The organism is Simplicispira sp. GW247-4R2A (assembly GCF_059424465.1).
On record NZ_JBWKZM010000015.1, the window covers coordinates 54,118 to 76,407 of the forward strand.

General features: G+C 62.5%; 22 protein-coding genes, 1 tRNA gene and 4 pseudogenes. 7 read left to right on the top strand and 20 right to left on the bottom strand.

Translation table 11 applies throughout. From position 1 onward, the window contains the following. Position 1 precedes the first annotated feature (1 nt). The 5 genes from AC07ZH_RS11530 to AC07ZH_RS11550 all read right to left on the bottom strand — a co-directional run bounded on the left by AC07ZH_RS11530 (position 2) and on the right by AC07ZH_RS11550 (position 5,771). Positions 2-1,162 (bottom strand): ABC transporter substrate-binding protein, encoded by a 1,161-nt coding sequence (locus AC07ZH_RS11530; protein ID WP_495199851.1) that lies wholly within the window; start codon positions 1,160-1,162, stop codon positions 2-4. A 90-nt stretch (positions 1,163-1,252) separates the two neighbouring features. Continuing rightward, the gene (locus AC07ZH_RS11535; RefSeq protein WP_495199852.1) at positions 1,253-2,347 is read right to left on the bottom strand and encodes a Bug family tripartite tricarboxylate transporter substrate binding protein; all 1,095 of its coding nucleotides are present in this window, start codon (positions 2,345-2,347) and stop codon (positions 1,253-1,255) included. Positions 2,348-2,552: 205 nt separating this feature from the next. Beyond that, positions 2,553-3,713, bottom strand: a complete 1,161-nt coding sequence (locus AC07ZH_RS11540; protein ID WP_495199853.1) for an ABC transporter substrate-binding protein — start codon at positions 3,711-3,713, stop codon at positions 2,553-2,555. Positions 3,714-4,003: 290 nt separating this feature from the next. Continuing rightward, a complete protein-coding gene (locus AC07ZH_RS11545) occupies positions 4,004-4,978 on the bottom strand; it encodes an SMP-30/gluconolactonase/LRE family protein (protein ID WP_495199854.1) in 975 nt (324 codons plus the stop codon). 37 nt (positions 4,979-5,015) lie between these two features. Next, on the bottom strand, positions 5,016-5,771 hold the full coding sequence (locus AC07ZH_RS11550) for an SDR family NAD(P)-dependent oxidoreductase (protein WP_495199855.1): 756 nt from the start codon (positions 5,769-5,771) through the stop codon (positions 5,016-5,018). A 438-nt stretch (positions 5,772-6,209) separates the two neighbouring features. Between AC07ZH_RS11550 and AC07ZH_RS11555 the strand changes: the two genes are divergently transcribed. Further along, a complete protein-coding gene (locus tag AC07ZH_RS11555; protein WP_495199856.1) occupies positions 6,210-7,124 on the top strand; it encodes a LysR family transcriptional regulator in 915 nt (304 codons plus the stop codon). A 305-nt stretch (positions 7,125-7,429) separates the two neighbouring features. Here the strand turns inward: AC07ZH_RS11555 and AC07ZH_RS11560 are convergent, their stop codons facing one another. From AC07ZH_RS11560 to AC07ZH_RS11570, 3 genes are all read right to left on the bottom strand, one after another. Beyond that, positions 7,430-8,371, bottom strand: a complete 942-nt coding sequence (locus tag AC07ZH_RS11560; protein WP_495199857.1) for an electron transfer flavoprotein subunit alpha/FixB family protein — start codon at positions 8,369-8,371, stop codon at positions 7,430-7,432. Between the two features lie 19 nt (positions 8,372-8,390). Then, positions 8,391-9,140 carry an electron transfer flavoprotein subunit beta/FixA family protein gene (locus tag AC07ZH_RS11565; protein WP_495199858.1) on the bottom strand — a complete coding sequence of 250 codons (750 nt, stop codon included), beginning with the start codon at positions 9,138-9,140 and terminating at the stop codon, positions 8,391-8,393. A 272-nt stretch (positions 9,141-9,412) separates the two neighbouring features. Beyond that, positions 9,413-9,820, bottom strand: a complete 408-nt coding sequence (locus tag AC07ZH_RS11570) for a Bug family tripartite tricarboxylate transporter substrate binding protein (protein WP_495199859.1) — start codon at positions 9,818-9,820, stop codon at positions 9,413-9,415. Between AC07ZH_RS11570 and AC07ZH_RS11575 the strand changes: the two are divergent. Further along, positions 9,801-9,911: pseudogene (locus tag AC07ZH_RS11575) on the top strand (ATP-binding protein); the annotation flags it as partial. The gene AC07ZH_RS11570 and the pseudogene AC07ZH_RS11575 overlap by 20 nt on opposite strands. Here the strand turns inward: AC07ZH_RS11575 and AC07ZH_RS11580 are convergent. Continuing rightward, the gene (locus AC07ZH_RS11580) at positions 9,906-10,328 is read right to left on the bottom strand and encodes a hypothetical protein (protein WP_495199860.1); all 423 of its coding nucleotides are present in this window, start codon (positions 10,326-10,328) and stop codon (positions 9,906-9,908) included. The pseudogene AC07ZH_RS11575 and the gene AC07ZH_RS11580 overlap by 6 nt on opposite strands. A 240-nt stretch (positions 10,329-10,568) precedes the next feature. On the opposite strand from AC07ZH_RS11580, the gene AC07ZH_RS11585 reads away from it, so the two are divergent. Together AC07ZH_RS11585 and AC07ZH_RS11590 are read left to right on the top strand one after the other, a co-directional pair. Continuing rightward, the gene (locus AC07ZH_RS11585) at positions 10,569-10,652 is read left to right on the top strand and encodes a hypothetical protein (protein ID WP_495199898.1); all 84 of its coding nucleotides are present in this window, start codon (positions 10,569-10,571) and stop codon (positions 10,650-10,652) included. Further along, on the top strand, positions 10,637-10,870 hold the full coding sequence (locus tag AC07ZH_RS11590; RefSeq protein WP_495199861.1) for a hypothetical protein: 234 nt from the start codon (positions 10,637-10,639) through the stop codon (positions 10,868-10,870). Before AC07ZH_RS11585 ends, AC07ZH_RS11590 begins: the two co-directional genes overlap by 16 nt. A gap of 8 nt (positions 10,871-10,878) precedes the next feature. On the opposite strand, the gene AC07ZH_RS11595 is transcribed toward AC07ZH_RS11590, so the two are convergent. From AC07ZH_RS11595 to AC07ZH_RS11630, 8 genes and pseudogenes are all read right to left on the bottom strand, one after another. Then, complete coding sequence (locus AC07ZH_RS11595; protein ID WP_495199862.1) at positions 10,879-11,121, bottom strand: nuclear transport factor 2 family protein; 243 nt, start codon at positions 11,119-11,121, stop codon at positions 10,879-10,881. Then, positions 11,076-11,318, bottom strand: coding sequence for a nuclear transport factor 2 family protein (locus AC07ZH_RS11600; RefSeq protein ID WP_495199863.1), 243 nt, complete (start codon positions 11,316-11,318; stop codon positions 11,076-11,078). The genes AC07ZH_RS11595 and AC07ZH_RS11600 overlap by 46 nt, the downstream gene beginning before the upstream one ends. Then, the gene (locus tag AC07ZH_RS11605; RefSeq protein WP_495199864.1) at positions 11,318-12,397 is read right to left on the bottom strand and encodes a Rossmann-fold NAD(P)-binding domain-containing protein; all 1,080 of its coding nucleotides are present in this window, start codon (positions 12,395-12,397) and stop codon (positions 11,318-11,320) included. Before AC07ZH_RS11605 ends, AC07ZH_RS11600 begins: the two co-directional genes overlap by 1 nt. 184 nt (positions 12,398-12,581) lie before the next feature. Beyond that, positions 12,582-12,989 (bottom strand): Bug family tripartite tricarboxylate transporter substrate binding protein, encoded by a 408-nt coding sequence (locus AC07ZH_RS11610; RefSeq protein ID WP_495199865.1) that lies wholly within the window; start codon positions 12,987-12,989, stop codon positions 12,582-12,584. After that, positions 12,979-13,272 (bottom strand): annotated as a pseudogene (locus AC07ZH_RS11615) (transposase); the annotation flags it as partial. The gene AC07ZH_RS11610 and the pseudogene AC07ZH_RS11615, both read right to left, overlap by 11 nt. Positions 13,273-13,276: 4 nt before the next feature. Then, positions 13,277-13,507, bottom strand: a pseudogene (locus AC07ZH_RS11620) (hypothetical protein); the annotation flags it as partial. 95 nt (positions 13,508-13,602) lie between these two features. Then, on the bottom strand, positions 13,603-14,742 hold the full coding sequence (locus AC07ZH_RS11625; RefSeq protein ID WP_495199866.1) for a zinc-binding dehydrogenase: 1,140 nt from the start codon (positions 14,740-14,742) through the stop codon (positions 13,603-13,605). Between the two features lie 62 nt (positions 14,743-14,804). Beyond that, on the bottom strand, positions 14,805-16,250 hold the full coding sequence (locus AC07ZH_RS11630; RefSeq protein ID WP_495199867.1) for an aldehyde dehydrogenase family protein: 1,446 nt from the start codon (positions 16,248-16,250) through the stop codon (positions 14,805-14,807). 487 nt (positions 16,251-16,737) lie between these two features. Between AC07ZH_RS11630 and AC07ZH_RS11635 the strand changes: the two are divergent. From AC07ZH_RS11635 to AC07ZH_RS11645, 3 genes and pseudogenes are all read left to right on the top strand, one after another. Beyond that, positions 16,738-17,580 (top strand): annotated as a pseudogene (locus tag AC07ZH_RS11635) (IS91 family transposase); the annotation flags it as partial. 638 nt (positions 17,581-18,218) lie between these two features. Then, positions 18,219-18,989 carry a hypothetical protein gene (locus AC07ZH_RS11640; RefSeq protein ID WP_495199868.1) on the top strand — a complete coding sequence of 257 codons (771 nt, stop codon included), beginning with the start codon at positions 18,219-18,221 and terminating at the stop codon, positions 18,987-18,989. Positions 18,990-19,124: 135 nt separating this feature from the next. Next, positions 19,125-19,490 (top strand): hypothetical protein, encoded by a 366-nt coding sequence (locus tag AC07ZH_RS11645; RefSeq protein WP_495199869.1) that lies wholly within the window; start codon positions 19,125-19,127, stop codon positions 19,488-19,490. 333 nt (positions 19,491-19,823) lie between these two features. Here the strand turns inward: AC07ZH_RS11645 and AC07ZH_RS11650 are convergent. The 3 genes from AC07ZH_RS11650 to tilS form a co-directional block, all read right to left on the bottom strand. Then, positions 19,824-19,916: transfer RNA gene (locus AC07ZH_RS11650), tRNA-Ser, on the bottom strand. A gap of 55 nt (positions 19,917-19,971) precedes the next feature. Next, positions 19,972-21,240, bottom strand: a complete 1,269-nt coding sequence (locus AC07ZH_RS11655; protein WP_495199870.1) for an aspartate kinase — start codon at positions 21,238-21,240, stop codon at positions 19,972-19,974. A 78-nt stretch (positions 21,241-21,318) separates the two neighbouring features. After that, entirely contained in the window at positions 21,319-22,284 is a 966-nt protein-coding gene (gene tilS, locus AC07ZH_RS11660; RefSeq protein ID WP_495199871.1) for a tRNA lysidine(34) synthetase TilS, read from the bottom strand. Positions 22,285-22,290 lie beyond the last annotated feature (6 nt).

Here is a 22,290-nt window from a genome sequence, read left to right on the forward strand (position 1 = left end):
GTCACTTCACCTTGCCGACCGCGACGGCGCGACCGTTCTTGACCACCGTGACGTAGTACGTCGTCATGAGCTGCTGGTCGGCGCCGAAACTCTCCTTGCCGCTGAGCGTCAGCGTGTCGCCGAGCGCCGACTTCATCGGCAGCGCCTTGGCGAACGACGCCGCGACCTTGCCCGCGTCCTGCACGCTGCCCGCCTTCTGGATCGCGCGCAGCAGGACCGTGATGCTGTCGTAGGTTGGCAGCAATATCTCGTTGGGCTCCTGCCCGACGGCCTCCTTGTACGCGGCGGAGATCCGCTTGTAGCCGTCGTTCGCAGGGTCGATATACAGGATGCCGACCATGCCTTCGGCCGCCTCCTTACCGGCGGCGGCGACGACTTCCGTCGCCGCACCGCCGCCCGTCTTGACGATCAGCCCCTTGTAGCCTAGCTCGCGCAACTGCCGGACCATCAATCCGGCCGTCGCGGGTGCCGTCGAGCCGAGATCGATCATCTCGGGCTTCTGCGCGATGATCTTGGTGAACAACGGCTGGAAGTCCTTCTGCGTGCGTTCGTACAGCTCGCGCCCTAGAACCTCGTAGCCGCCCTTGCGGAAAGCCCCGTCGCTTAGCTTGTCCTGGTTCCAGCCGGTCTCGTCGTTCGCGTTGACGATGGCGACGCGCCGCTCCTTGTAGTGGTCCTTCAGCCACGCGATGAGCGAGGGCAGGTAGTCGGCCGGGGTGCTGTAGATGCGGAACATGTGCTTCGTGTTTGCATCGAGCGCCTTCTCCGAATAGGCGGCCGTCAGCGCCACCACGTCGTCGCTCTCCACCCGCTGCTTCAGGGCCAGCGCGGCCGGGGACGTGTAGACGATCGTGAACTTCACGCCGTCCTGGTTGACGAGACGGTTGTATGCGGCCACCGAGTCCGCAGCCTTGTACTGGTCGTCATAGGCGACGACCTCGACCCGGTACTTCGTTCCCGCAACTTCGAGACCGCCCCGGGCATTCGTCTCCGCTGCGACGATCTTGGCGGCATGGGCCGCCGCGAGGCCCCAGGGTGCGCCGCCGCCGGTCAGCGGCGCGATGACGCCGATCTTCAGCGTCTGGGCACGTGCGCCGGCCTGGCATCCGAGCTGCAGGCCGAGCGCGACGATGAAGGCCTTGGCCAGTGTTGCAGGTGTCATGTCTGTCTCCGGTGCGCCGGTCAAAGCCGGCGCGATGTTGTGAATGAAAGAGTCATGCGTCGAAGGCTTGGCCAGCGACGTGGCCCCGAGTCATGCGTTCACGCTCGCGAGGGCGTGAGCGATGCGTTGACAGATCAATCGATCTTGATATGGCGGTCCTTTAGCAGCTTCGACCAACGGGCGACCTCGAATGCGTTCACCCTGCCCATGTCCTCCGGCGTGCCGGGGCGCGGCGTGGCGGCTACTTGCGAGAGCAAATCCCGCAGCTCGGGTTGGGTCAGGCACAGGGCGATCTCGCTGTTGAGCCGCTTCACCACGTTCGGGGACAGACCAGCCGGGCCCATCAGGCCCCAAGAGACCTCGATCTGAAAATCGGGCAGGCCAGCCTCGGCGGACGTGGGCACGTTCGGCAGGATCGGTGACCGCTTCGGACTGGTGACCACGATCGCGCGCAGCTTTCCGCTTTCCGCTTTCCAGCAACCCGACATTCGTCGCGACGGAGCTGAGCATGGCCTGCAGTTGTCCGCCCAGGAGGTCGGTTACCGCCAAGGAGTTGCCCCGGTAGGGGATATGCATGAGACGCACGTCGGCTACCGATGCGAGCAGCTCCATGCCGATATGGCTGATGCTGCCGACGCCGCTGCTCCCATAGCGAATGTTACCGTCGGGCTTCGAGCGCGCGATGTCGACCAGGTCGCGCAGCGTCTTGATGGGAGAGTCGGCCGGCACCACGACGACGAGAGGCGCGGCCGCGATCTCCCCAATCGGAGCCAAGTCCTTGAGAAAGTCGAACGGCAGCTTGCGACCGACCGTTGCAGTTGCCTGGAGGACCGCGTTGGACGTCACAGTCTGAAGCAGGGTGTAGCCGTCGGGCGGCGCCTTGGCGACGAAGTCGATCCCCACGGCGCCGCCAGCGCCGTTGCGGTTCTCGACCATGACGGGCTGTCCGAGCCTCGGCGACATCTTGTTGGCGAGCGCACGCGCCATCGTGTCCGTACTGCCGCCGGGCGCGAACACATCGACGATCTTGATGGGGCGGCTTGGCCACGCAGCCTGTGCACTCACGCCGGCGGGCATCAAGGCAGCAGCTGCCGAAGCGGCGGCGGCACCGAGGGCGAATCGGCGATTGACTTGGTGTGTCACCGGAGCGCCAGATGCGCGCTCGAACGACTTTGTACTGAACATCACGGTGCTCCTGTATATTTTCTGGGGTCGGGAATTGACCACGTGCGCCAATCATGGAAGGCAGAGTTGCCCTGAGGTTGCGTCGCGGCACAACCTCGTCGCGCACTGGTTTCTTGCGATCGGTCGCCCGATCAATTCCGTCCGGATGAGGCATGCGCAGCGGGTCGTGCAGCGTACCTCTGCCACAGCGCCATCGCTGTTGCGGCTACTTCGCCTTGCCGACGACCACTGGCTCGCCGTTCTTCATGACGCCGATATACATGGTGCTCATAATCTGCTGGTCGACACCCATGCTGGCCTTGCCGCCCAGATGCATCATGTCGCCCTGGGCAGACTTCATCGGCAAGGCTTTGGCAAAGGAGGCTGCCACCTTGGTGGTGTCGTTGGCGTCGCCAGACTTCTGAATGGCCTGCAGCAGCACGTGGGTGGCGTCGTAGAACGAGACCACGATCTCGTTCGGGTCCTGGCCGACGGACTTCTTGTAGGCGGCTGCGATGCGCTGGTAGCCTTCATTTTTCGGATCGGCGTACAGGACGCTGACCATGTTCTCGGCCGCTTCCTTGCCCGCGCCGGCCACGATGTCCTTCGGACCGGCGCCCCCGGTCTTGATGAATAAGCCCTTGTAGCCCAGCTCACGGGCCTGGCGGATCATCAGGCCCGCCGTCGCCGGCGAGGTGCTGCCCAGGTCGATCAGCTCGGGCTTGATGGCAATGATCTTGGTGAACATCGGCTGGAAGTCCTTGAGCGTGCGCTCGTAAACCTCCTGGCCCACCACATCGAACCCGTTCTGCTTGAACAGCTTTTCGCTCAGCTTGGACTGGTCCCAACCGGTCTCGTCGTTCGGGTTGAGCGTGAAAACACGGCGCTCCTTGTAATTGTCCCGCGTCCATGACACCAGCGAAGGAAGATAGTCCGATGCCACGCTGAACAGGCGGAACATGTACCGAGTGTTGACGTCGATGGCCTTGGCCGAATAGGACGATGTCAGACCGATGATCTTGTCGTCCTCGATGTTCTGCTTGAGCGCCAGGGCTGCGGCGGACGACATGAGGATCACGTACTTGGCACCGTCCTGCCGGACCAGCCGGTTGTAGGCCGCCACGGCATCAGCAGCCTTGTACTGATCGTCATAGGCGATCACTTCGACCTTATGCTTCTTGCCACCAACATCCAGCCCACCTTTGGCATTGATCTCGGCTGCCGCGATCTTGGTGCCCTCTGCCGCAGCCATACCCCAGGGCGCACCGCCACCCGTCAGGGCTGCAATGACACCGATCTTCACCGTCTGGGCATTCACCACACCCACTGCACCTATCGAGAGTCCGAGTCCGGCAACGAGTGCCTTCGCAAATTTTCCAAGTTCCATGTTTGTCTCCATCCAATAAGTTTTGGTGTTCATTTTTTGCTCCCGGCGTCGTGTTTCTGACAGGGAGATCGTTGCCGTCTACACGGCTGGATTGTTGCTCTACGTGGCCATAGCGAGCTGGTCGAAGCCATGTGTCAGAGGCTCAGTTCTCTTGTTGTAGTCTCAGTATGGGAGAGCGATCCCAGGGTGTCCATGTCGATTTTCAGCAGACCGTGTCCGCATTTTCCGATGGCGATTGAGCCGGCAAAAACACACCCATTCCTGGTACCCGATGGATGGGTTGGCAAGGCTCACTGATGTGAGAACAGCGTGGTGCCTGGCGCAAATCCGCGGGCGCGAAAGATCACCGATCCACGACCACCCAGTTCGTCCCTGGCTACGATGACCACGTCGCGTGTGCCGGGCACGAAGGCTAGGCTGGTGGTTTTGAGAAAGTGGTTCTGTTCACGTCCGGGCAGCAGGATCTGGCCGATCGGAACGCCGAACGGACTGAAGACCAGGATCCGGCCCTGCTGGTACATCGCCACATAGACATTACCCTCCGAATCCGTGCGCGTCGAATCCGGCGCACGGCCCACAAAATGGTAGGGAACAGTGGTGCCGAACGGGGCGACGGTCACTTCGTCCACCAGGTCCACCCGGTGCAATCGCGAATTGCAGAACTCGGTCGCCCATAGCACCTTGCCATCCGGACTGAGCGCCACCCCATTAGCCGATGACATGTCGGGAAGGATCGGTGTGGTCTTCCTGAAGTCCGCGGAGACGTGAAGCACGCCGCCCTTCGGCCGGGTTGACGAACCCTGGAAGTCGCTGAAGTACAGGCCCCCCTTGTGATCGAAGACCAGATCATCCGGCACGTAGCCGGCACAGGTTGGCACGACGCTCTCCCGGTGGCGTCCATCAGGCTGAAAGGCGACGATGCTGCCGGCGTTGAAATCACCGATGCCCGCGACAAAAATCCGGCCATCTTTGTGCACCGCGATACCCGCCGGCCGCAGCCCGGTTTCGGTGTAGACCGTCGAGAGCTGCCGGTCCGGCGTCAGGCGCAGGATACGGTCGGTATAGACGTCAACAAAGTAGAGGTTGCCCTGCCGATCAAACGCTGGCCCCTCCAGGGCCACCATCCCGTCGGACACCTGGAAATACGGCTCGGCTGTAACTGTAGCAAGCCCGCGCTCGGGTGCAGGAATGGGAACCAGGCCGCGCGTGGCATCGGTGTGGTTCAACGTGCTGTCGGCGCTGACGCCCAAAGGACTGTGGTCCATATTGTCTCCTCTTGTGGGTCGGGAAGGGCGCGACGCCTCATGTCGCGCCGAAATGGCTCATGCCACCATCAACGGGTATCACGATGCCAGTGATGTAGCGAGCTAGCGGCGATGCCAGGAAAGCCACCAGGTGGGCCAGATCGGCTGGCTTACCGAAGTAGCCGATCGGGATGTTACGCTCGGCATATTCAGCGCGTTTTTCATGCGGCCACAGGCGATCCACCTGTTCGCTCTCGATGCGGCCGGGCGGGATGCTGTTGATGGTGATTCCTTCCGCCGCCAGCTCCCGAGATAGACCTTTCGCCCACAGGTGAAAGGCCGCCTTGGCGGCGAGTGCCGCGTTGAGCTCCCGTGGCTCCATCAGACCGGTGATGTTGATGATGCGCCCCCACCGGGCCTTGCGCATCGCCGGCAACACCTCGCCGGCCAGGCGGCGCCCGGCGGTGAAGTTCAAGGCCATCGCCTCATCCCACACATCGTCTCCGGCTTCGATTGACACCGGCCGGGAACCGCCCGCGCAGTTGACCAAAACCTCGATCGACCCCACCGCTTCGGCGGCCTCGCGCGCGATGCGCCGGAGGTCTTGTGCATCGGTGATGTCGCCGGCGACGATGACCGGCCGATGCAGGCCGGACTTCTCCAGGGCATCTGACATGGCTGTGAGCCGGTCAGACCGTCGCGCTGTCGCCACCACCTGCGCTCCTTCGCGGGCCAGGGCTTCAACAATGGCGGCGCCGATGCCCGCGCTCGCCCCCGTCACCAGACAACGCCGTCCTTGCAGTTGCAGATCCATCAGAAACTCCTGCACAGCCCTGAGGGCATGGAAAAAGACAGGCCAACAGACCGGGCGCATGCGGGTGCGGTCGAATCGGACGGAAAGGCTGTGACACATTTAATCTGTTTCAAGACAAGTCTCCTTGTTGCTGATCGTGAGCGGGTTGACAGAAAGTCCGTTCGACCGTCGCTGGCTCCGGGCGCGCGTAGCTGTGGACGGGGTGATCAAGAGCATGGAATCCGCCGTTGCAGCGTGATGCGGGGTAGGCCCCGAATCGTGAGGTGTTCACTCTTGACGGATTCAGTGTAGGAAGCACCCTGAAGACTGTCCATGCTGATTTTCAGGACTCCGTCTGCAGGGTTTTCGAACGAACGCCTCACCGTCCAGAGCCGTCCATTGATGCAGCAATTCAGCGCGTTCTTTCAGTGATCCGTCGGTTAAAATGCGCGACCTACCATGCTGATTGATCTCGTCCAGCTCCGGACCTTCGTTGCGGTCGCTGAGGAGCAACACCTCACGCGCGCCGCTGAGCGTATCCACGTCAGCCAGTCTGCGGCCAGCGCGCACGTTCGTGCGGTCGAAGAGTCGCTCAAGACGCAGTTGTTTGTTCGCACCAACCGCAACCTGGAACTGACGCCCTCCGGTCACCTGCTTTTCCGCAAGGCCAAGGCCCTACTCAACGAGGCCACGTTGCTCACATCGTTCGCCCGCGAACTGCGTGGGCAGGTCGAAGGCAGCCTGGTGATTGCGTCCAGTGGCGATCCGTTCGCGACTCGCATCGGTGACATGATCTTCGAGCTTCGATCCAGGCACTCGCTAATCAACCTGGACACCCGGGCAAGGCCTTCGCAAAGCACACACCAGGGACTCAAGAGCGGTGAGGTGGATATCGGCGTGAACCTGGATCGCCCCACCGACGCCAGTTTTCAGTACCACAAACTGACCACCGTGCAGTTCCGGGTGGCGGGCCCCGTGGCCTGGAAGGAGCGCATTGAGAGCGCCGATTGGGCAGAGCTGGCCAGCCTGCCTTGGATCACGCCGGCCGACAGCGGCATGGCATATGCAACGATCCTGGATCGTCTGTTCAAAGACAAGGGTCTGGAACTCGACTCGGTAGCCACCTTTGACAGTGCGGCTCTGGGACGTGCACTCCTTCAAGCAGGTGTCGGAATGACCCTGCTGAGGGAAGAGCATGCCCTTGAAGGTGAAGAAGCGGGCTACCTGACCCTGTCACCCCTCATCCGGGCTGAATACGACCTCTATGTGGTTCACTTGGCCAGCCGGAAGAACGATCCTTTGATCAAGGCCTTTCTGGAAGCAGCGCTTGTGGTCTGGCCGGACATGAAGCTGCACACCCCTACATCGACCTGAGAGACTGGTGGCCCACTCAGGCCTGTTTCGGGTTTGCCCGTGACGGTTCTGCATGCAAGATCTGGCGCCTCAAGGGGATCGAAGCTGACACTGTGCGACCAGGGACCACCGTAATATCCATGCCGCGCACGCTCGCACCCGGAGGCGCGGGAAGGTGTGGCATGACTCGGGCGGGCAGCGACACCATCTCGTCCAGTAGAAGCAGGCCAGCCAGATCCTGTTCGCCTGGCTGGCGCGCGCGCAACTCTTGAAGACACTGCCTGAGGAACGCCATCTCACACCTCCTTCCGGGTGAACCCGCCGACCTACAGGGACTGGACCATCTCGGGGATCGAGACAAACAGATCGGCCTCCAGGCCGTAGTCGGCCACCGAGAAGATGGGTGCCTCCGGGTCCTTGTTGATCGCCACGATGACCTTGGCGTCTTTCATGCCGGCCAGGTGCTGGATCGCGCCGCTGATGCCCGCCGCCACGTAGAGCTGCGGCGCCACGATCTTGCCGGTCTGGCCCACCTGCAGGTCGTTGGCTGCGTAACCGGCATCCACCGCCGCGCGCGACGCACCGATGGCCGCACCCAGTTTGTCGGCCAGTGGCGTGATCACCTCTTTGAACTTCTCGGCACTGCCCAGTGCTCGGCCCCCTGAAACCACGATCCGCGCGGAACTGAGTTCCGGACGGTCGTCGCGGACGATCTCGCTCTGTATGAAAGTGCTCTGGCCACCGTCGGGCACCGCCTGCACCCGCTCCAGCGAAGCAATGCCGCCCTCAGGGGCGGCATCAAAACCGGTGCTGCGCACCGTAAGCACTTTGCGAGTATCCAGACACTGCACCGTTGCCACCGCGTTGCCCGCGTAGATGGGACGTTCGAACGTGTCGGCAGTAATCACCCGGGTGATCTCGCTGACCTGGGCCACGTCCAGCAAAGCCGCCACGCGCGGCCCGGCATTCTTGCCCGCCGCGGTGGCGGCAAACAAGATATGACTGTATGGGGCTGCCAGCGCCAGTACCTGGGTCGCGACGTTCTCAACGAGCCCCTGCCCAAGATGGGGCGCATCGGCCACCAGGACCTTGCTAACCCCGACGATCCGTGCGGCCTGCTCGGCAATGGCCTGCGTCTGATGCCCCACGACCAGCACATGGATCTGGCCATCCAGATACATGCTGATCTGTGCGGCGGCGCTGATGGTGTGAAGCGTCGCTTTCTTGAGCGTTTGGCTATCGTGTTCTGCAACGACCAGGACTGTCATGGAGTTTCTCCTGTGATCTTCAGATGACTTTGGCGGCATGCCGCAGATGGTGAATCAGCGTGGCAACATCCGGCACCTTGATGCCAGGACCGCGCTTCGGGGGTTCGTTGACCTGGAGGGTCCTGATGCGCGGGCTCAGGTCCACCCCCAGGTCAGCGGCCTGGACGGTCTCCATGGGCTTCTTCTTGGCCTTCATGATGTTGGGCAACGTGACGTAGCGCGGCTCATTCAGACGCAGGTCGGTCGTCACGATGCATGGCAATCGCAGCTCCAGGGTTTCGAGGCCTCCATCGACCTCGCGGGTCACACGGGCCTTGCCGTCGGCGATGTCGAGCTGGGAAGCGTAGGTGGCCTGTGGCCAGCCAGCCAGGCCGGCCAGCATCTGGCCAGTCTGGTTGGCGTCGTCATCGATGGCCTGCTTGCCCAGGATCACCAGCCCGGGCTGTTCCCGGTCGACGATGGCCTTGAGCAACTTGGCCACGGACAGCGGCTGCAGCTCGGCGACGGTCTCGACCAGGATGGCGCGATCCGCACCGATGGCCATCGCTGTGCGCAGCGTCTCCTGGCACTGGGGTGCACCGCAGGAAACCACCACCACCTCTGTGGCCACGCCCTGCTCCTTCAGACGCACCGCCTCTTCCACCGCGATCTCGTCGAACGGGTTCATGCTCATCTTCACGTTGCTGAGATCGACACCCGTGCCATCCGCTTTCACGCGAACCTTCACGTTGTGGTCCACCACACGTTTGACTGTTACCAGGATCTTCATATCGATATAAAACCATTTGGAAAAAAATGTCTGTGCAACCTGAATGCCTGTTCCAGGAGGGCGCCAGCGAGGATTTTGAAGGTCAGTTTAGGGAGTCCCTCCCGCACAGTCCATGGCTGTTTTTTGGAGTCCGTGTCCGTTTTTCCTGAACACGACCTACCGCCATCACCACCAGGGCGAGGGCAAAAAATGCCGGCCAGCACCCTGGCGCTGGCCGGTCAAAATCTCATGAAAAGTCAACGGTGTCTGCTCCCCGGGCCATCGCGATCCGGTCATTGCGGCTGCAGTCCCGAGATCTTGACCAGGCAGCCCCAGTTGGCGATCTGCTCCTTGTTGAAAGCCGTCAGACCTTCCGGTGTCGTGGTCCGGGCGATCATGCGCATGCGCTGGTAAACCGCTTGGCCCTCTTGGTTGTTGACCGCCTTGACGAAGGCGTCGTTCAGCACGTCGATCACTGCCTTGGGCGTTCCTTTCGGCGCGTAGTAGCCTAGGACAGAGGCATAGTCGTAACCGGGCACACCGGCCTCGATCATGGTGAGCACGGCGCCCATCGTGGGCAATCGCACCGCCGACGTAACTGCCAGCGCACGCAGGGTGCCCTGCTTGATGAAGGGCTCCACGATCAGCGGGTCCACCGCCATGAAGTCCAGCCGGCCGGCGACCATCCTGGACCGCCTCATGCACCGCTGCGCAATGTTGGAGTTCCGGGGCAAGAGCTACCGACTCAAGGAGGCAGCGGCACGCATCGTCATCACACCTGAGTCGTCATAATCCGACTGTCCTGCCTGGGGGAATTTGGGGTGGCCAAGGGTGGGGGAGTTTGACCTGGCCATCGGGGCTGTACTTGTAGGCCTGCCCTGCGTGTTGATGTTGGTACCCCTCCCACAGCAGTTGCAGGGTTACGCCGGGGCGGCGCAGTTCGCGGTGGATGTGGGCGCAGTCGGGCTCGAGTTGGCGCGACTCGCGTGCCACCGGTGGCTTGTAGAGCCGAGACTGGAGTTCCTCGTCACGCAAGGTCTGGGCCAGCATCCAGTCCTCGCCAGCTTCGCGCGCGTAGCTGGCGATTTCGCTAACGGTGGATTTGGAGATGCCGAGGGCGGCGCCGATTTGGCGGGTGCTCCAAGTCCCGCCGTGCAGAAGTTGCAGTGTATGTCGTAGTTTGCTCATGGTGACCCTGGGTGTGGGCATCGCTTCTCTCCAGTCAAAAAACCGGGCAGCGTATGCCGCGTTCGGGTCACTCAGAGCACCCCGCAGGTGTCCGCCATCAATTTGGAATACTGTCCGCCTTCAGCGTGGAACGGTGTCCGCCATTGCGTGGAATACGCAGCTGCCATTAGGTGAGCACCCATCAGTCGCTATCAGGCGATGTTCTTCCTGACAGAACGGCGCAATCTGGTGGCGTACAGCCTCTCCGGCGGCGAACAGCAGATGGCGGCAATCGCACGGGCGCTCATCGCCGTGCCCCGCACCTTGATGCTGGACGAGCCTATGGTCGGATGGTGCCCAAGCTGATCCTCGAGGTAGTTAAGCTCATAGGGAAGATCAATGCCGATGGCGACACCGTGGTCATGGTCGAGCAGAATGCAAAGCTCGCCCTGAAAATTCGGATCACGCCTTCCTACTCGAGACGGCCCCGTAGCGCTGCAAAGCGCCCGAGCGCCGACCTTTTGCAAAGTCAGGATTACAAAACGCCTATCTGGGTGCCTGAATTGGCGGTCAGGCAGACATGAGATTTTTTTCAGGCATCGGTGCGGAACAGGAACAGCGTCTTCCTGTCCGCGAATTTCCATACCCCGCCATCCCTAACGAGCCGATCGCGGAATTCCGCGATCAGGTAAGCCGGGGTGAGCTGGGCAATGCCGGCGGCGTTGAGGCCTGGCGCGCTGTAGGCGGTCAGGTATGAAATGGCATGTGCGTGGTCCTTGTCGATAGCCGTCACCACCGTGTTCGATGAGACATGTCTGCGCGGAATCGTAAGCACGGCATTGAAGAAGCCGCGTGACCGGTAAGGGCGCCTTCCAAGGGGCGGTGTAGAGTCCCGTCCTCCGTAAACATGTTGACGACCGCATCGATATCTGGGGCGTCCACCGCGTTGCAGTAGGCTGCGATGAGCTTTGCACAATCATGCTCTACGGCAATCCTGTCAAAGTCGTTCATTTGTATAGTCATTGGCGGCATCAGGGAAGAACCTTGTTCTCGCGAAGCTGTGTTAACTGGACGATCATCATGTCCTCCGTGTCCACGATGCCATGGAAGCCTGCCTGGCGGATCTTGGTCATTGAAGAGATCACGTCGAAATCGTAGTTGAGGGTGAAGTCAGCGAAACCCCATGAAGCGACCTTGTCGATGGATAGGGGCCTGAGTCCCCGCTCCTGCACGATCGTGTCCCACACTGGTCCTTTGTCGGCCATCCACTGCACCAGCGAGAGCTGTCGTACAACGCCCATTTTCATGCCGAAATGTTCGGCGAGTTTGGGCCACGCGGACTCCCAGCGGAAGAGGTCCCCGTTGGTGACATTGAAGGCTTGGTTGCGTGCGTTTGGCGAATTGCACATCCAGAAGATTGCTCCCGCCAGCTGGCCGGCGTCGGTCATCTCCAGGAGGTGCGTATACGCGCCCAGCTTACCAGGGTAGTCCAGTGGCAGCCCCGCTCGCTTGCAGATGGCCGCGTACACGCCCAGGGTAGACAACAAGTTGGGGGCACCGCCGTCGTGCACGCCGCTGATGATGCCAGGCCGGCTGCTGGACCAGGTCCAGCCGCCACGCGCAGACTGTTCGACCAAGAACTTCATCTGGTCGAAGTAGAAATTTGGCGGTATGTGGCCTGGGGCCGATTCGCGCGCCGGCGTGGAGAACGGCCCCATGTGCAGACCGTACCACTTGGTGCCGGCCAGAGCGTGTACATGTCGCAGCGCTGGATTCTCGCAGGCCAACACGATGTTGCGGAGCATGTCGGTGTTCGGGTCGGGGTTCTCCACACCGACCTTAGCATGGGGCTTCATCGCCGTGTACAGCGCGTGTGGCGCGCGCGCTGCGTAAACCAGGTGAGTAGCGCGAATGTCTTTCACTGCGCGTTTGCACGAATCTGGATCCATAAGGTCCACCGCCACGTAATTCACGCCGGGCGCCGACTGCGCGGGCGGATTGCGGCACAGTCCGACGACGCTCCATCCGGGCATTACCCGCACAATATCGGTCAGCTTCTGCGTTGCCACGCTCGTGGCACCGGCAATCACGAGGATTCCACCATCCTTCATTTCAGCTCCTTTGCTCGTTGTTTCATGATCGTTTTCCTGCCGCACAGGTCAGTCGCCATTGATGCCAAGGGACTTGATCAATGGTCCCCATTTCGCCGTCTCGGCGACGATAAAGGTGCCTGCGGCTTCCGGACTGCCCAGTTCGGCCGCGACGAGGCCGAGGTCGACGAAATATTTCCGAATCTCAGGACTGGCCAGTCGTCGCGTTGATCTCGCGGTTGAGCAGGTCGATAACGGGGCGGGGCGTGTTTTTGGGCGCGAGGATGACGTTCCACCCGAAGGCGGAGAAGCCTGGCAGTTCCTCGTCGATGGTGGGAATGCTTGGCATCGAGGCGAGCCGCTTGGGCGTAGTTACGCCCAAGCCAGCCAGTTTGCCACTCTTGACATAGGGCTCCGCGAACGAAGGCGCGCCCACCATGAATGGCACATGACCGGCGGGCAAATCTTGCACAGCGGGCGCTTCACCGCGGTACGGCACGTGCCTCACTTGCAGGCCAGCGGCCTTGATGAAATGTTCGGCCGTGATGTGCAAAGTCGAGCCGACGCCCGACGAGGCATAAGTGTACTTTCCGGGTGAAGTATCAAGCTGCATAGCGAACGCGCCGGTCCTGGAAGTAGCTCATCACACGCTGGGGGTTTTGTTCCAGCATCGCCATGTGGTCGTTCGCAGCTTCGCGTAACTTGGCCTTGGTTCGCACTGGCACGCGTTTGCCTATTTCCTGTATGAGATCGGCGTTGAACCGCTCCTCAGGGTTGAGCTGTGGACTGTAGCTGGGCAGGTAAAACAGCTCGATCGACCAGGTGCACGTTGCCAGCCATGGATGTGTTGCCACCCAGGAAGAGCGTGTAGCCGTCCGGCTGTGCCCGACGCGCAAAGTCGGCGCTAATGACGCTGTTTTCACTGGATTTGGCGATCACGATGACGGGTTGCCCCAGGGTCTTCGAGGCTTCGCCGCCCAGAAACCGCGTGATGATGTCGGAGGTGGAACCCGGCGTGCTGGTGATGACCACCTGGATCGGCCTGGACGGGAACTTGTCGCTCTGGGCCCAGCCCGCCTGGGCAGTGACCAGCACTGTGCTCAGGAACAGGGCCTTGAAAAGACGGTTCATGGTGTTGCCTCCATTTTTATGAGTGATGGGGAAGGGGCAATTCGCCGAACGCTTCCAAGAACCGCTGACCGGTCGAAGACCTTCGTTTGCCGGATTTACAGTTCCCCGTGCGGCAGCAGAATTTGCCGCACCACCGCACCGCTGTTCAACTGGTCGAAGGCGTGGTTGAGCTGGTTGAAGCCGATGTGTTCACTGCGCAGCCTGTCCACCGGAAGGTGTCCGCGCAGGTACATGTCCACGTACCGGGGCACGTCGTCTTGCGGCACGCCACCACCCATGAACGAGCCACGCAGCACCCGCTCTTCACAGACCCAGGGCAGGTGCGCTGCCGTGAAGGTGGCGGAGGACTTGCCCACGCCCACGCCCACCACTTCGCCGCCCCGCACAGCGATCTGCTGCGCCATCTCCAGCGCGCTCGGGTTGCCCGAAATCTCGAAAGCATGGTCCACGCCGCCGTTGGTCAGATCGAGCACTTTCTGAACGATCTCGGGATCGCGTGCGTCGAAACAGTCGGTGGCGCCGACCGCGGTCGCGAGACCGAATTTGCCCGGCAGCACGTCGATGGCGATGATCTGGGAGGCGCCCGCTTCGCGGGCCGCCATCACGGCCGTGAGACCCACACCGCCGAGGCCGATGATGGCCACCGACGCACCCGGCTTGACCTGGGCGCTGTTGAACACCGCACCCGCGCCCGTGATCACCGCACAACCGAACAGCGCGGCCACATCCAGCGGCACCGCGGGATCGATCTTGATCAGTGATTGAGGTACCACGACGGCGTACTGCGCGTACACCGAGATGCCGCTGTAGTGGTTGAGCCGTCCCCCATCAGCCAGCTGCAGCCTGCGGCTACCGTTCGCAAGCAGGCCCTCAGCGCGCGCGCCGCTCACAGCCTGGCAAAGACCGGGGCGACCGGCAAGGCAGACGCGGCACTGGCCGCAGCCCGCCACGCCGGCCATGGCCACGTGATCACCGGGCCTAAACCCGGTGACATTGCGGCCCACCTCACGCACGATGCCCGCACCTTCGTGCCCGCCCACGATAGGCAGCGGGCGCTTGCGCATGCCCTCGACTACCGACAGGTCGGAATGGCACAGGCCGGCGGCCCGTACTTCGACAAACACCTCGTCTTCGCCGGGTCCGTCGAGTTCCACCTCTTCAATCCGGAACGGCTGGCTTTGGGCAAAGGGCGCGGGCAGGCCCTGTTCGTACATGACGGCGGCGGTCATTCTCATCTTGAAACTCCTCGGTGATAGATGGGTTCTGGCTGGGCTGGCTTTGGTGTGAAAGCCATGATTCAGTTCAGAACAAAGAAACGTTCTTCGGTCATGTCAAGCGTCGAGTACTTCGCACCCTCACGGCCCATGCCGCTGTCCTTGACACCGCCGTAGGGCATCTGGTCGGAACGCCAGCGCGAGGTGCCGTTGACGATCACGCCACCGGTCCGCACGGTCTTTATGGCCGACAGCGCCAGGTCCAGCGAGTTGGTGTAGATGCCGCACTGAAGGCCATAAGGGCTCTCGCTGATGGTCTCGAACAGCGGTTCGATGGCCTCGTAGGGCTGGATCGTCATGACCGGCCCGAAGATCTCTTCGCACACCGCATCCATGCGGATGTTGACATGGGTGAGGATGGTTCCATCGACCTGGGCGCCGTGGCGCTGCCCCCCGCACAACAGCCGGGCGCCTGCGTGCACGGCACGGCCGATCACGCCCTCGACGCGCAGGGCGGCCTGCTCGTCGATCAGCGTGCCCACATCGGTGGCCGGGTCCATCGGATCACCGAAACGGATCGTTTCCATCTCGCGGCGAGCTGCCTCGACAAACGCGTCGTGGATCTGCTGGTGCACAAACACGTTCTGTACCGACACACAGCTCTGTCCGGCAATCGCCACCGAGTTGCGGGTGCAGGTCTTGACCGCAGTGGCGAAGTCGGCATCGTGGTGAACGAAGGTAGGCCCCACCCCGCCGAGCTCCAGGGCCACGCGCTTCATGCCCGCCGTGTTGCGGATGAGCTTGCCCACGCGGGTCGATCCGGTGAAGCTGACGAAGTCCACCCGGGGATCGCTCACCAGCTGGGGTCCGATCGCATCGCCATAGACGGTGTTGATGGCACCCGGCGGCACACCAGCGTCCACCACGGCTTCGATGAACAGGTGGAACGCCAGCGGCGCTTTGGGTGACGGCTTCAGCACGATGCTGTTGCCCGCGGCCAGCGCCGGGCCCAGCTTGTGGGCCGACAGGTTGACCGGTGCATTGAAGGCGGTGATGCCCACCACGACACCCACCGGAAAACGCATGACCATGCCGATCTTCCCAGCCCCGATGGCACTCCCGTCCATCGGCACATGCTCGCCCTGAATGCGAATGGCCTCCTGCGCATAAAGCCGCAAGGTGTCTGCGGCGCGTTGCACCTCGAACACCGCGTCGCGGATCGCCTTGCCGCTTTCCTGCGACATCGCGCGGCCGATCGTCTCCGCCCGCGCGAACAGGTTGTCACCGGCCCGGCGCAGCAGCGCGGCCCGCTCATACCCCGGCATGGCCGCCATGACCTTCTTTGCCTTGTAGGCCGCTTCCAGCGCGTCCTTGCAGTCCCTGCTGCTCGAAACCGGTGCCTGAGCCACCACGTTGCCGCGGTACGGATCACGCACATCCTCGATCTGCTCGCCCTCTCGCCATGCGCCACCGATCAGCATGCGGATGGTCGTGCTTTTCGGCGTAGTGCCGTTTTCGGGTGCGCTCACTTTGTCAACTCCGTAGAGGAGTGAGGCGTGCAGCAGGCCATCATCAAAGCGCCTCCGCAGCAGGAACTGTTGGTACGAATTGTCATGTTTGTCTCCTGAAATTGCCGGCCTCTCAGGGTACTTTGACCCGGAAGAATGCTGATCAGTTTAGGAATCGACCGGATGTGCGTCCATGGCAATTTTCAGGAGCCCGCGTCCATGATTTCCGAATACGAAGCGTCCACCTTTGCGTTTGATGAAGGAATGTAGTGGAGGTCCTTGATTTGCTGGTTGAGTTATGGGTTGTAGGACGCCCATCCTCGCCGCATCCACCATGGCCAGCGCATCACCGGTCCAAGTCCCGTCGGGCATTTACCTGTCGCCCTCTGGCGTTTCAGGCACCGTACACGCCTTTGAAACTAAGGCCCGCACTGGAAGCAAGAGGGTCGGTGGCAAGGGCGCCGTGGTAAGGGCGGACGCTATGTCGGCGGTCACAAGTAAATTGCAGCATGGATTGCTGTTCGATGTCGCCGCCGAAGTGCTGCAGACCATCGCTGCAGACTGCAAGCATCTGGGTGCGCGCATCGGTGCAACGCTGGTGCTGCACACCTGGGGTTCGGCACTGACGCACCACCCGCATGTGCACGGCATCGTGCCAGGTGGTGGGCTCGCCCCTGACGGCAAGTCCTGAGTGGCCTGCCGAGCGGGTTTCTTCCTTCCAGTGCGCGTGCTGTCCAGGTTGATGCGACGGCGCTTTATCGAAGAGCTGTTGCGCCTGCACCAAGTGGGTCGGTTAAGGTTCTTTGGCGAGCTGGCGACGTTGACTGATGGTGCCTGCTTCAACCAGTGGCTGGCACCGATGCGCCAATGCGAGTGGGTGGTCTACGCCAAGCGACCATTCGCCGGCCCCCAAGCAGTGCTGGCCTACCTGTCGCGCTACACGCACCGGGTTGCCATCTCTAACGGCCGACTTCTTGCGATGGATGAGCGCGGGGTGAGTTTCCGCTGGAAGGACTACCGCGCCAAGGGACGAACGCGCCACAAGGCCATGACACTGGCGCCCGAGGAGTTCATGCGCCGATTCCTGCTGCATGTGCTGCCCAGCGGTTTCCATCGCATCCGCCACTATGGCTTGCTGGCCAACGGCACTCGCAAGGAGAGCCTTGCACTGGCGCGTGAGTTGTTGCATGTTGTCCCGGCGCAAGCTGCCACACTCAGCAACGACGAGCCAGACGACGTGCGGCCCAACGCAGCGCCACCGGCCTTTGTCTGCAGGCACTGCGGCCACGCGATGGTCATCCTGCAGAGTTTCATGCGCGGGCAGGCGATTCGCGCGCCACCTCCGTCATGAACAGTTCCCTGCGCCAACACTTGTCTTCGATGTCGATGCGCATGAGTCCGTCGGCAGGGCCGAGGCGCGCGTGTCGATACAAACGGCCCGGCATTGCTTGCGTCGCGCTCGGCAACATGCGCTTCATCGACAATGCTCCAGGCACGTCCACGCACGACGGCACACAACGACGCATTGGCACCGCCTGTATACAGACTGTGATGTGTCACGCCGCTGCCCGAATCCCCATAGCGTTTTGGCCCTGAACACCAGCGGTGGCGTTCTCCGCGGTTTCCTCCATCGAGGCTTGTGCGACACCTGCCCTCAGGCCGTGCGCGATCGTCGCTTGGCTGTGAGTTCCGGGCAGGTATCCCACAACCCTAAACAGAAGCCGTCATCCACTCTGCGAATTGGCTTACCAGCAGCCAGTCCCGGAACAGCGCCTCGTAGTTGCGCATCTGTTTCCGATCCGATCTGGTCGTTGCCATCGCAAGCTACGTGCATGCTGAGTGAATCCAGGCGCTTCCCGTTTCGCCATTGACGAGCTGGGATCGGTGCATTGCTCCGATTTGACTTCACGGTTTCCCATGAGATCTTGGTTTTGCCAACCCGACCAGATGGTCTGACCGGGTGGCATCCAGACTCACATGGAAACCGTCATGCATACCAAATCTACCGAAACCTCTCTTTCCTCCAACGCGGGCGCGCAAGGCCCGGCACCTTCTGCATCGTCCGTCCTGCGCAGCAGCCTCGTGGCTCCCCTGCAAGAACCAGAGTTCATCTGCTGGGAGGACTCGGGCCTGGCTGGCTCCCAGGCTGCCCTGGCCTGCGCACTCGGGGGGCTGCAGGCCCAGGTGGCCGATTCCATCCTGCCGGCATTGCTCAATTCCGAACTCTCTGCCCAGCTGCGCCAGCTGGATCAGACCATCCTGGAGCGCCGCCTTGAGCGAGAGCAACTCGCCTTGTCCAACGTCCAGTTTCGTATCCAGGCGGTGCTGGAGGTTGCGCGCGGCGTGCGGGCGCTGTTTGCCAAGGCCCCCGGCGCCCATCTCCTGGCCGAGCCCCTTCCCGAGCAGCTGGCACAGGACCTGGAGTTCGCCGGGATCCACTGGGAGGGACGTGTTTCGCTTGCCACCTGGGCGGCCCATGTGGAGGCTGCGCTCAGGCGCTTGCAGCGCGAGCGCCATGCGCTGCAGCTTCTCCTGCGGGAAGTGCAGGAAGAGATGGAGCTGGTGGCGGTGCAGACGGAGGTAGGAACTGTGCTTGCCAGCGGCGCCCGGCATCTGCTCACGCACCTGCAAGCGAGCGACTCCTCTGCACCGGGCAAATGCCGCACCCTGGAGCGTCTGCAGGCCCATGTGTACCAGCCGCTCGCCAAGGACTGGTACTGGCTGCTCGACCCGCAGGGTGAGTGCGACGGCGAGGATTGAGCGAGCGCTGCCCGGAGCCACAGGTGGCCTGCCGCTACGGGGCATGGGGCAGGTCTACCGCTTCAGAGGCACACAAGCAGCGCCCGGTCCCTGTGCGCTGGCCCCAGCCCCTCAACCAATCAAGGAAGAACCGTAATGACGATCAAACCCAACGACGCAATCGACGGCGAAGACAAGGCCGAAGGTGAAAGCAAGGGCAAGCGCTCAGGTGCTGCGCGTACCGGGCGCCTGCACAGGGCGATGGCCCGACTGAGCGGCCTGTTCGCCTTGATTCAGTTGATCGGGATCGGCTTGCTGGCCATGCTGGCGATCTCGCTGGTGCTGAGCCCGATGTGGTGGCTGACCCATGAGAGTGGTGCAAGCGTGCAAAAGGAGACCGCTGCCGGCCATGTGCTGCGGGTCGAGCTCAAGGGGGGCCTATTCACCCGGGCATTGGTGGAAACCGATGTAGGGTTCTATGCGCTGCAGGAGGGGCCAGCCTGCGCAAGGGGGAGCCGGTGACGCTGCGCGAGCGGCTGGATGGCTCGCGCTCGCTGTGCGATTTGGAGGGGCGGTGTACGGGGTTGCTGGGGGTGTTGCGTTGAGCGTGAGACCACGCGACTGCAGAGCGGCGAAATGGCACCGAAGGACTAGGCATACGCCATGAACCCGTGGCGATGCAGACACTTGGATGGCAGGATTTGCGCTGCAGTCAGCCCGCTGAGCCTTTAGAAATCTGTGTCAAATGATTTCAAGACGTCCCGCCAAATACCAGAGAAATGCGGGGGACGGCATGGGGGTCAAAAATTCGGCTAAGAAAAAAGCCTAAGTAAATCAATTACTTAGGCTTTATCTTGGCGGAAACGGAGGGATTCGAACCCTCGATGAGGCTCTACACCCCATACTCCCTTAGCAGGGGAGCACCTTCGGCCACTCGGTCACGTTTCCAATCCCGCTATTATGCCCGAAGACAAGAGGCCTTCCAGCAAGCAGCGGGGTAGTGTCAGGCGGTTTCCTGGTCCAGGCCAAAGGCGGTGTGCAGGGCGCGCACGGCCAGTTCCAGGTACTTTTCGTCGATGACGACCGATGTCTTGATCTCGGACGTAGAAATCATCTGGATGTTGATGCCCTCTTCGCTCAACACGCGGAACATCTTGCTTGCCACGCCCACATGGCTGCGCATGCCGATGCCGACGATGCTGACCTTGCAGATGTTGGGGTCGCCGACCACTTCCTTGGCGCCAAGTTCAGGCAGCACGGTCTCGCGCAGCAGTTCTAGCGTGCGGGCAAAGTCGGACTGGCTCACCGTGAAGCTGAAGTCGGCCTTGCCGTCCTTGCTGATGTTCTGAATGATGACGTCCACCTCAATGTTGGCGTCGGCCACCGGGCCCAGGATGCGAAAGGCCATGCCGGGAGAGTCGGGCACGCCCAGCACCGAAACTTTGGCTTCGCCGCGGTTGAATGCGATGCCGGATACGACGGCTTGTTCCATTTTTTCGTCTTCCTCAAAAGTGATCAATGTGCCCGACTGCGCCTCTTCAGCCAAGTCGATGTCCCAGGGAGTAAAGCTCGAAAGCACCCGCATGGGCACTTTGTATTTGCCGGCAAACTCCACCGAGCGGATCTGCAGCACCTTGCTGCCCAGGCTGGCCATTTCAAGCATCTCTTCGAAGCTCACGGTGGTCAGGCGCCGGGCAGCGGGCACCACGCGCGGATCGGTGGTGTACACGCCATCGACATCGGTATAAATGAGGCATTCGTCTGCACCCATGGCGGCGGCAATGGCCACCGCTGAGGTGTCCGACCCACCGCGCCCGAGGGTGGTGATGTTGCCCAGTTCGTCAATGCCCTGAAAACCGGTGACGATGACCACACGGCCTGCGTCCAGGTCAGCGCGCACGCGCTGGTCGTCAATCGATTCGATGCGTGCCTTGGTATGGCTGCTGTCGGTGCGCACGGGCACTTGCCAGCCGGCGTAGCTGACCGAGGGCATGCCCTCGGCCTGCAGCGCAATGGCCAGCAAAGCGGAGGACGCCTGCTCGCCGGTGGCGGCCAGCATATCGAGTTCGCGGTGGTACTCGGTCGTTGCGCGCGCCGGGGCGAGCTCGGCCGCCAAGCCCAGCAGGCGATTCGTCTCGCCGCTCATGGCGCTGGGCACCACCACGATCTGGTGGCCAGCGCGTGCCCATTTGGTGACGCGCCGCGCCACGTTGCGAATGCGCTCGGGCGAGCCCATGGACGTGCCGCCGTATTTGTGAACTATCAAGGACATTGGGAAGTCGTTGCGACGGGAACCGGAATGTGCGGCGCAGATTGCAAGGCGTTTTGGGGGCGCCGCCGGCTCTCTTGCTTAGGGGGCCAAAACCGGCGAATTGTACCAATCAAGCCGGTCGTTGCTGCGCCGCACAAAACCCAGGCCCACTTTGATCTCGATGCGGTGCCCGCGCGTGGTGCAGGCGGCAATCTGGCGCTGCAGTTCGGCAAGCTGCGCCGCATTGGGTGTGCAGCGGTGGCAGCTCGCCAGCCAATGGCGCAGCACATTGGCCTGGCGCGCGGTGCTGAGCTGCTGCAGCGCGCGAATCCGTGGCGGGGTGCCCACGGTTACCAAGTCCTGCCGGGCGACTTCAAGCAGCAGCTGCTGTGCCTGCGCGGCGTGCGCACTGCTGCGGGCAAACGTTTCGCGAAAGGCGGGAAAGCAGGCTTCGAGCGCGGGCAGAAGCTCGGCGCGAATGCGGTTGCGGGTAAAGCGCCGGTCGGTGTTGGTCGGATCTTCCACCCAGCCCTCGCCGCGCGCGCGCAGCCACTCACGCACCGCCCTGCCCGGGACGCCCAGCAAAGGGCGGTGCCAGGCGATGCCGGCGCGCTGCCACCGCGCCGGCATGGCGGCGAGGCCCGGAAGACCCGCGCCGCGCGAGAGGGCCAACAACAAGGTTTCGACCTGGTCGTCAGCGTGGTGCGCCAATGCTATTGAAGCAATAGCTGTATCCGCAATACCGGTAAGCGCCATAGCCTCAAAAGCCTTGTATCTTGCAATGCGCGCCGCGTCTTCCGGGCTTTGGCCAGGCGCTGCGCCGGCGCTTACGCGTGCCACCTGCAGCGGCACCGCCAGGCGCTCACACAGCGCTTGGCAATGCGCAGCGAAGTCGTCCGCTGCTGCTTGCAGGCCGTGGTGCACATGGAGGGCGCAGACCTCTCCGGGCCACCGCTCGGCGCAAGCGATCAGCAGGGCCGTCGAATCTGCGCCGCCGCTCAGGCCCACCGCCAAGGGCAGTGCCGGCTGGAAGCTGGCAAGCGCTTGCGCAAAGGATGGCGGCATATCGCA

Excerpts from the sequence above, each read along its gene's own strand:
- AC07ZH_RS11530 (WP_495199851.1), bottom strand. The coding sequence starts at position 1,162 with ATGACACCTGCAACACTGGCCAAGGCCTTCATCGTCGCGCTCGGCCTG.
- AC07ZH_RS11535 (WP_495199852.1), bottom strand. The coding sequence starts at position 2,347 with ATGTTCAGTACAAAGTCGTTCGAGCGCGCATCTGGCGCTCCGGTGACA.
- AC07ZH_RS11540 (WP_495199853.1), bottom strand. The coding sequence starts at position 3,713 with ATGGAACTTGGAAAATTTGCGAAGGCACTCGTTGCCGGACTCGGACTC.
- AC07ZH_RS11545 (WP_495199854.1), bottom strand. The coding sequence starts at position 4,978 with ATGGACCACAGTCCTTTGGGCGTCAGCGCCGACAGCACGTTGAACCAC.
- AC07ZH_RS11550 (WP_495199855.1), bottom strand. The coding sequence starts at position 5,771 with ATGGATCTGCAACTGCAAGGACGGCGTTGTCTGGTGACGGGGGCGAGC.
- AC07ZH_RS11555 (WP_495199856.1), top strand. The coding sequence starts at position 6,210 with ATGCTGATTGATCTCGTCCAGCTCCGGACCTTCGTTGCGGTCGCTGAG.
- AC07ZH_RS11560 (WP_495199857.1), bottom strand. The coding sequence starts at position 8,371 with ATGACAGTCCTGGTCGTTGCAGAACACGATAGCCAAACGCTCAAGAAA.
- AC07ZH_RS11565 (WP_495199858.1), bottom strand. The coding sequence starts at position 9,140 with ATGAAGATCCTGGTAACAGTCAAACGTGTGGTGGACCACAACGTGAAG.
- AC07ZH_RS11570 (WP_495199859.1), bottom strand. The coding sequence starts at position 9,820 with ATGAGGCGGTCCAGGATGGTCGCCGGCCGGCTGGACTTCATGGCGGTG.
- AC07ZH_RS11580 (WP_495199860.1), bottom strand. The coding sequence starts at position 10,328 with ATGCCCACACCCAGGGTCACCATGAGCAAACTACGACATACACTGCAA.
- AC07ZH_RS11585 (WP_495199898.1), top strand. The coding sequence starts at position 10,569 with ATGGCGGCAATCGCACGGGCGCTCATCGCCGTGCCCCGCACCTTGATG.
- AC07ZH_RS11590 (WP_495199861.1), top strand. The coding sequence starts at position 10,637 with ATGGTGCCCAAGCTGATCCTCGAGGTAGTTAAGCTCATAGGGAAGATC.
- AC07ZH_RS11600 (WP_495199863.1), bottom strand. The coding sequence starts at position 11,318 with ATGCCGCCAATGACTATACAAATGAACGACTTTGACAGGATTGCCGTA.
- AC07ZH_RS11605 (WP_495199864.1), bottom strand. The coding sequence starts at position 12,397 with ATGAAGGATGGTGGAATCCTCGTGATTGCCGGTGCCACGAGCGTGGCA.
- AC07ZH_RS11610 (WP_495199865.1), bottom strand. The coding sequence starts at position 12,989 with ATGCAGCTTGATACTTCACCCGGAAAGTACACTTATGCCTCGTCGGGC.
- AC07ZH_RS11625 (WP_495199866.1), bottom strand. The coding sequence starts at position 14,742 with ATGAGAATGACCGCCGCCGTCATGTACGAACAGGGCCTGCCCGCGCCC.
- AC07ZH_RS11640 (WP_495199868.1), top strand. The coding sequence starts at position 18,219 with ATGCATACCAAATCTACCGAAACCTCTCTTTCCTCCAACGCGGGCGCG.
- AC07ZH_RS11645 (WP_495199869.1), top strand. The coding sequence starts at position 19,125 with ATGACGATCAAACCCAACGACGCAATCGACGGCGAAGACAAGGCCGAA.
- AC07ZH_RS11655 (WP_495199870.1), bottom strand. The coding sequence starts at position 21,240 with ATGTCCTTGATAGTTCACAAATACGGCGGCACGTCCATGGGCTCGCCC.
- tilS (WP_495199871.1), bottom strand. The coding sequence starts at position 22,284 with ATGCCGCCATCCTTTGCGCAAGCGCTTGCCAGCTTCCAGCCGGCACTG.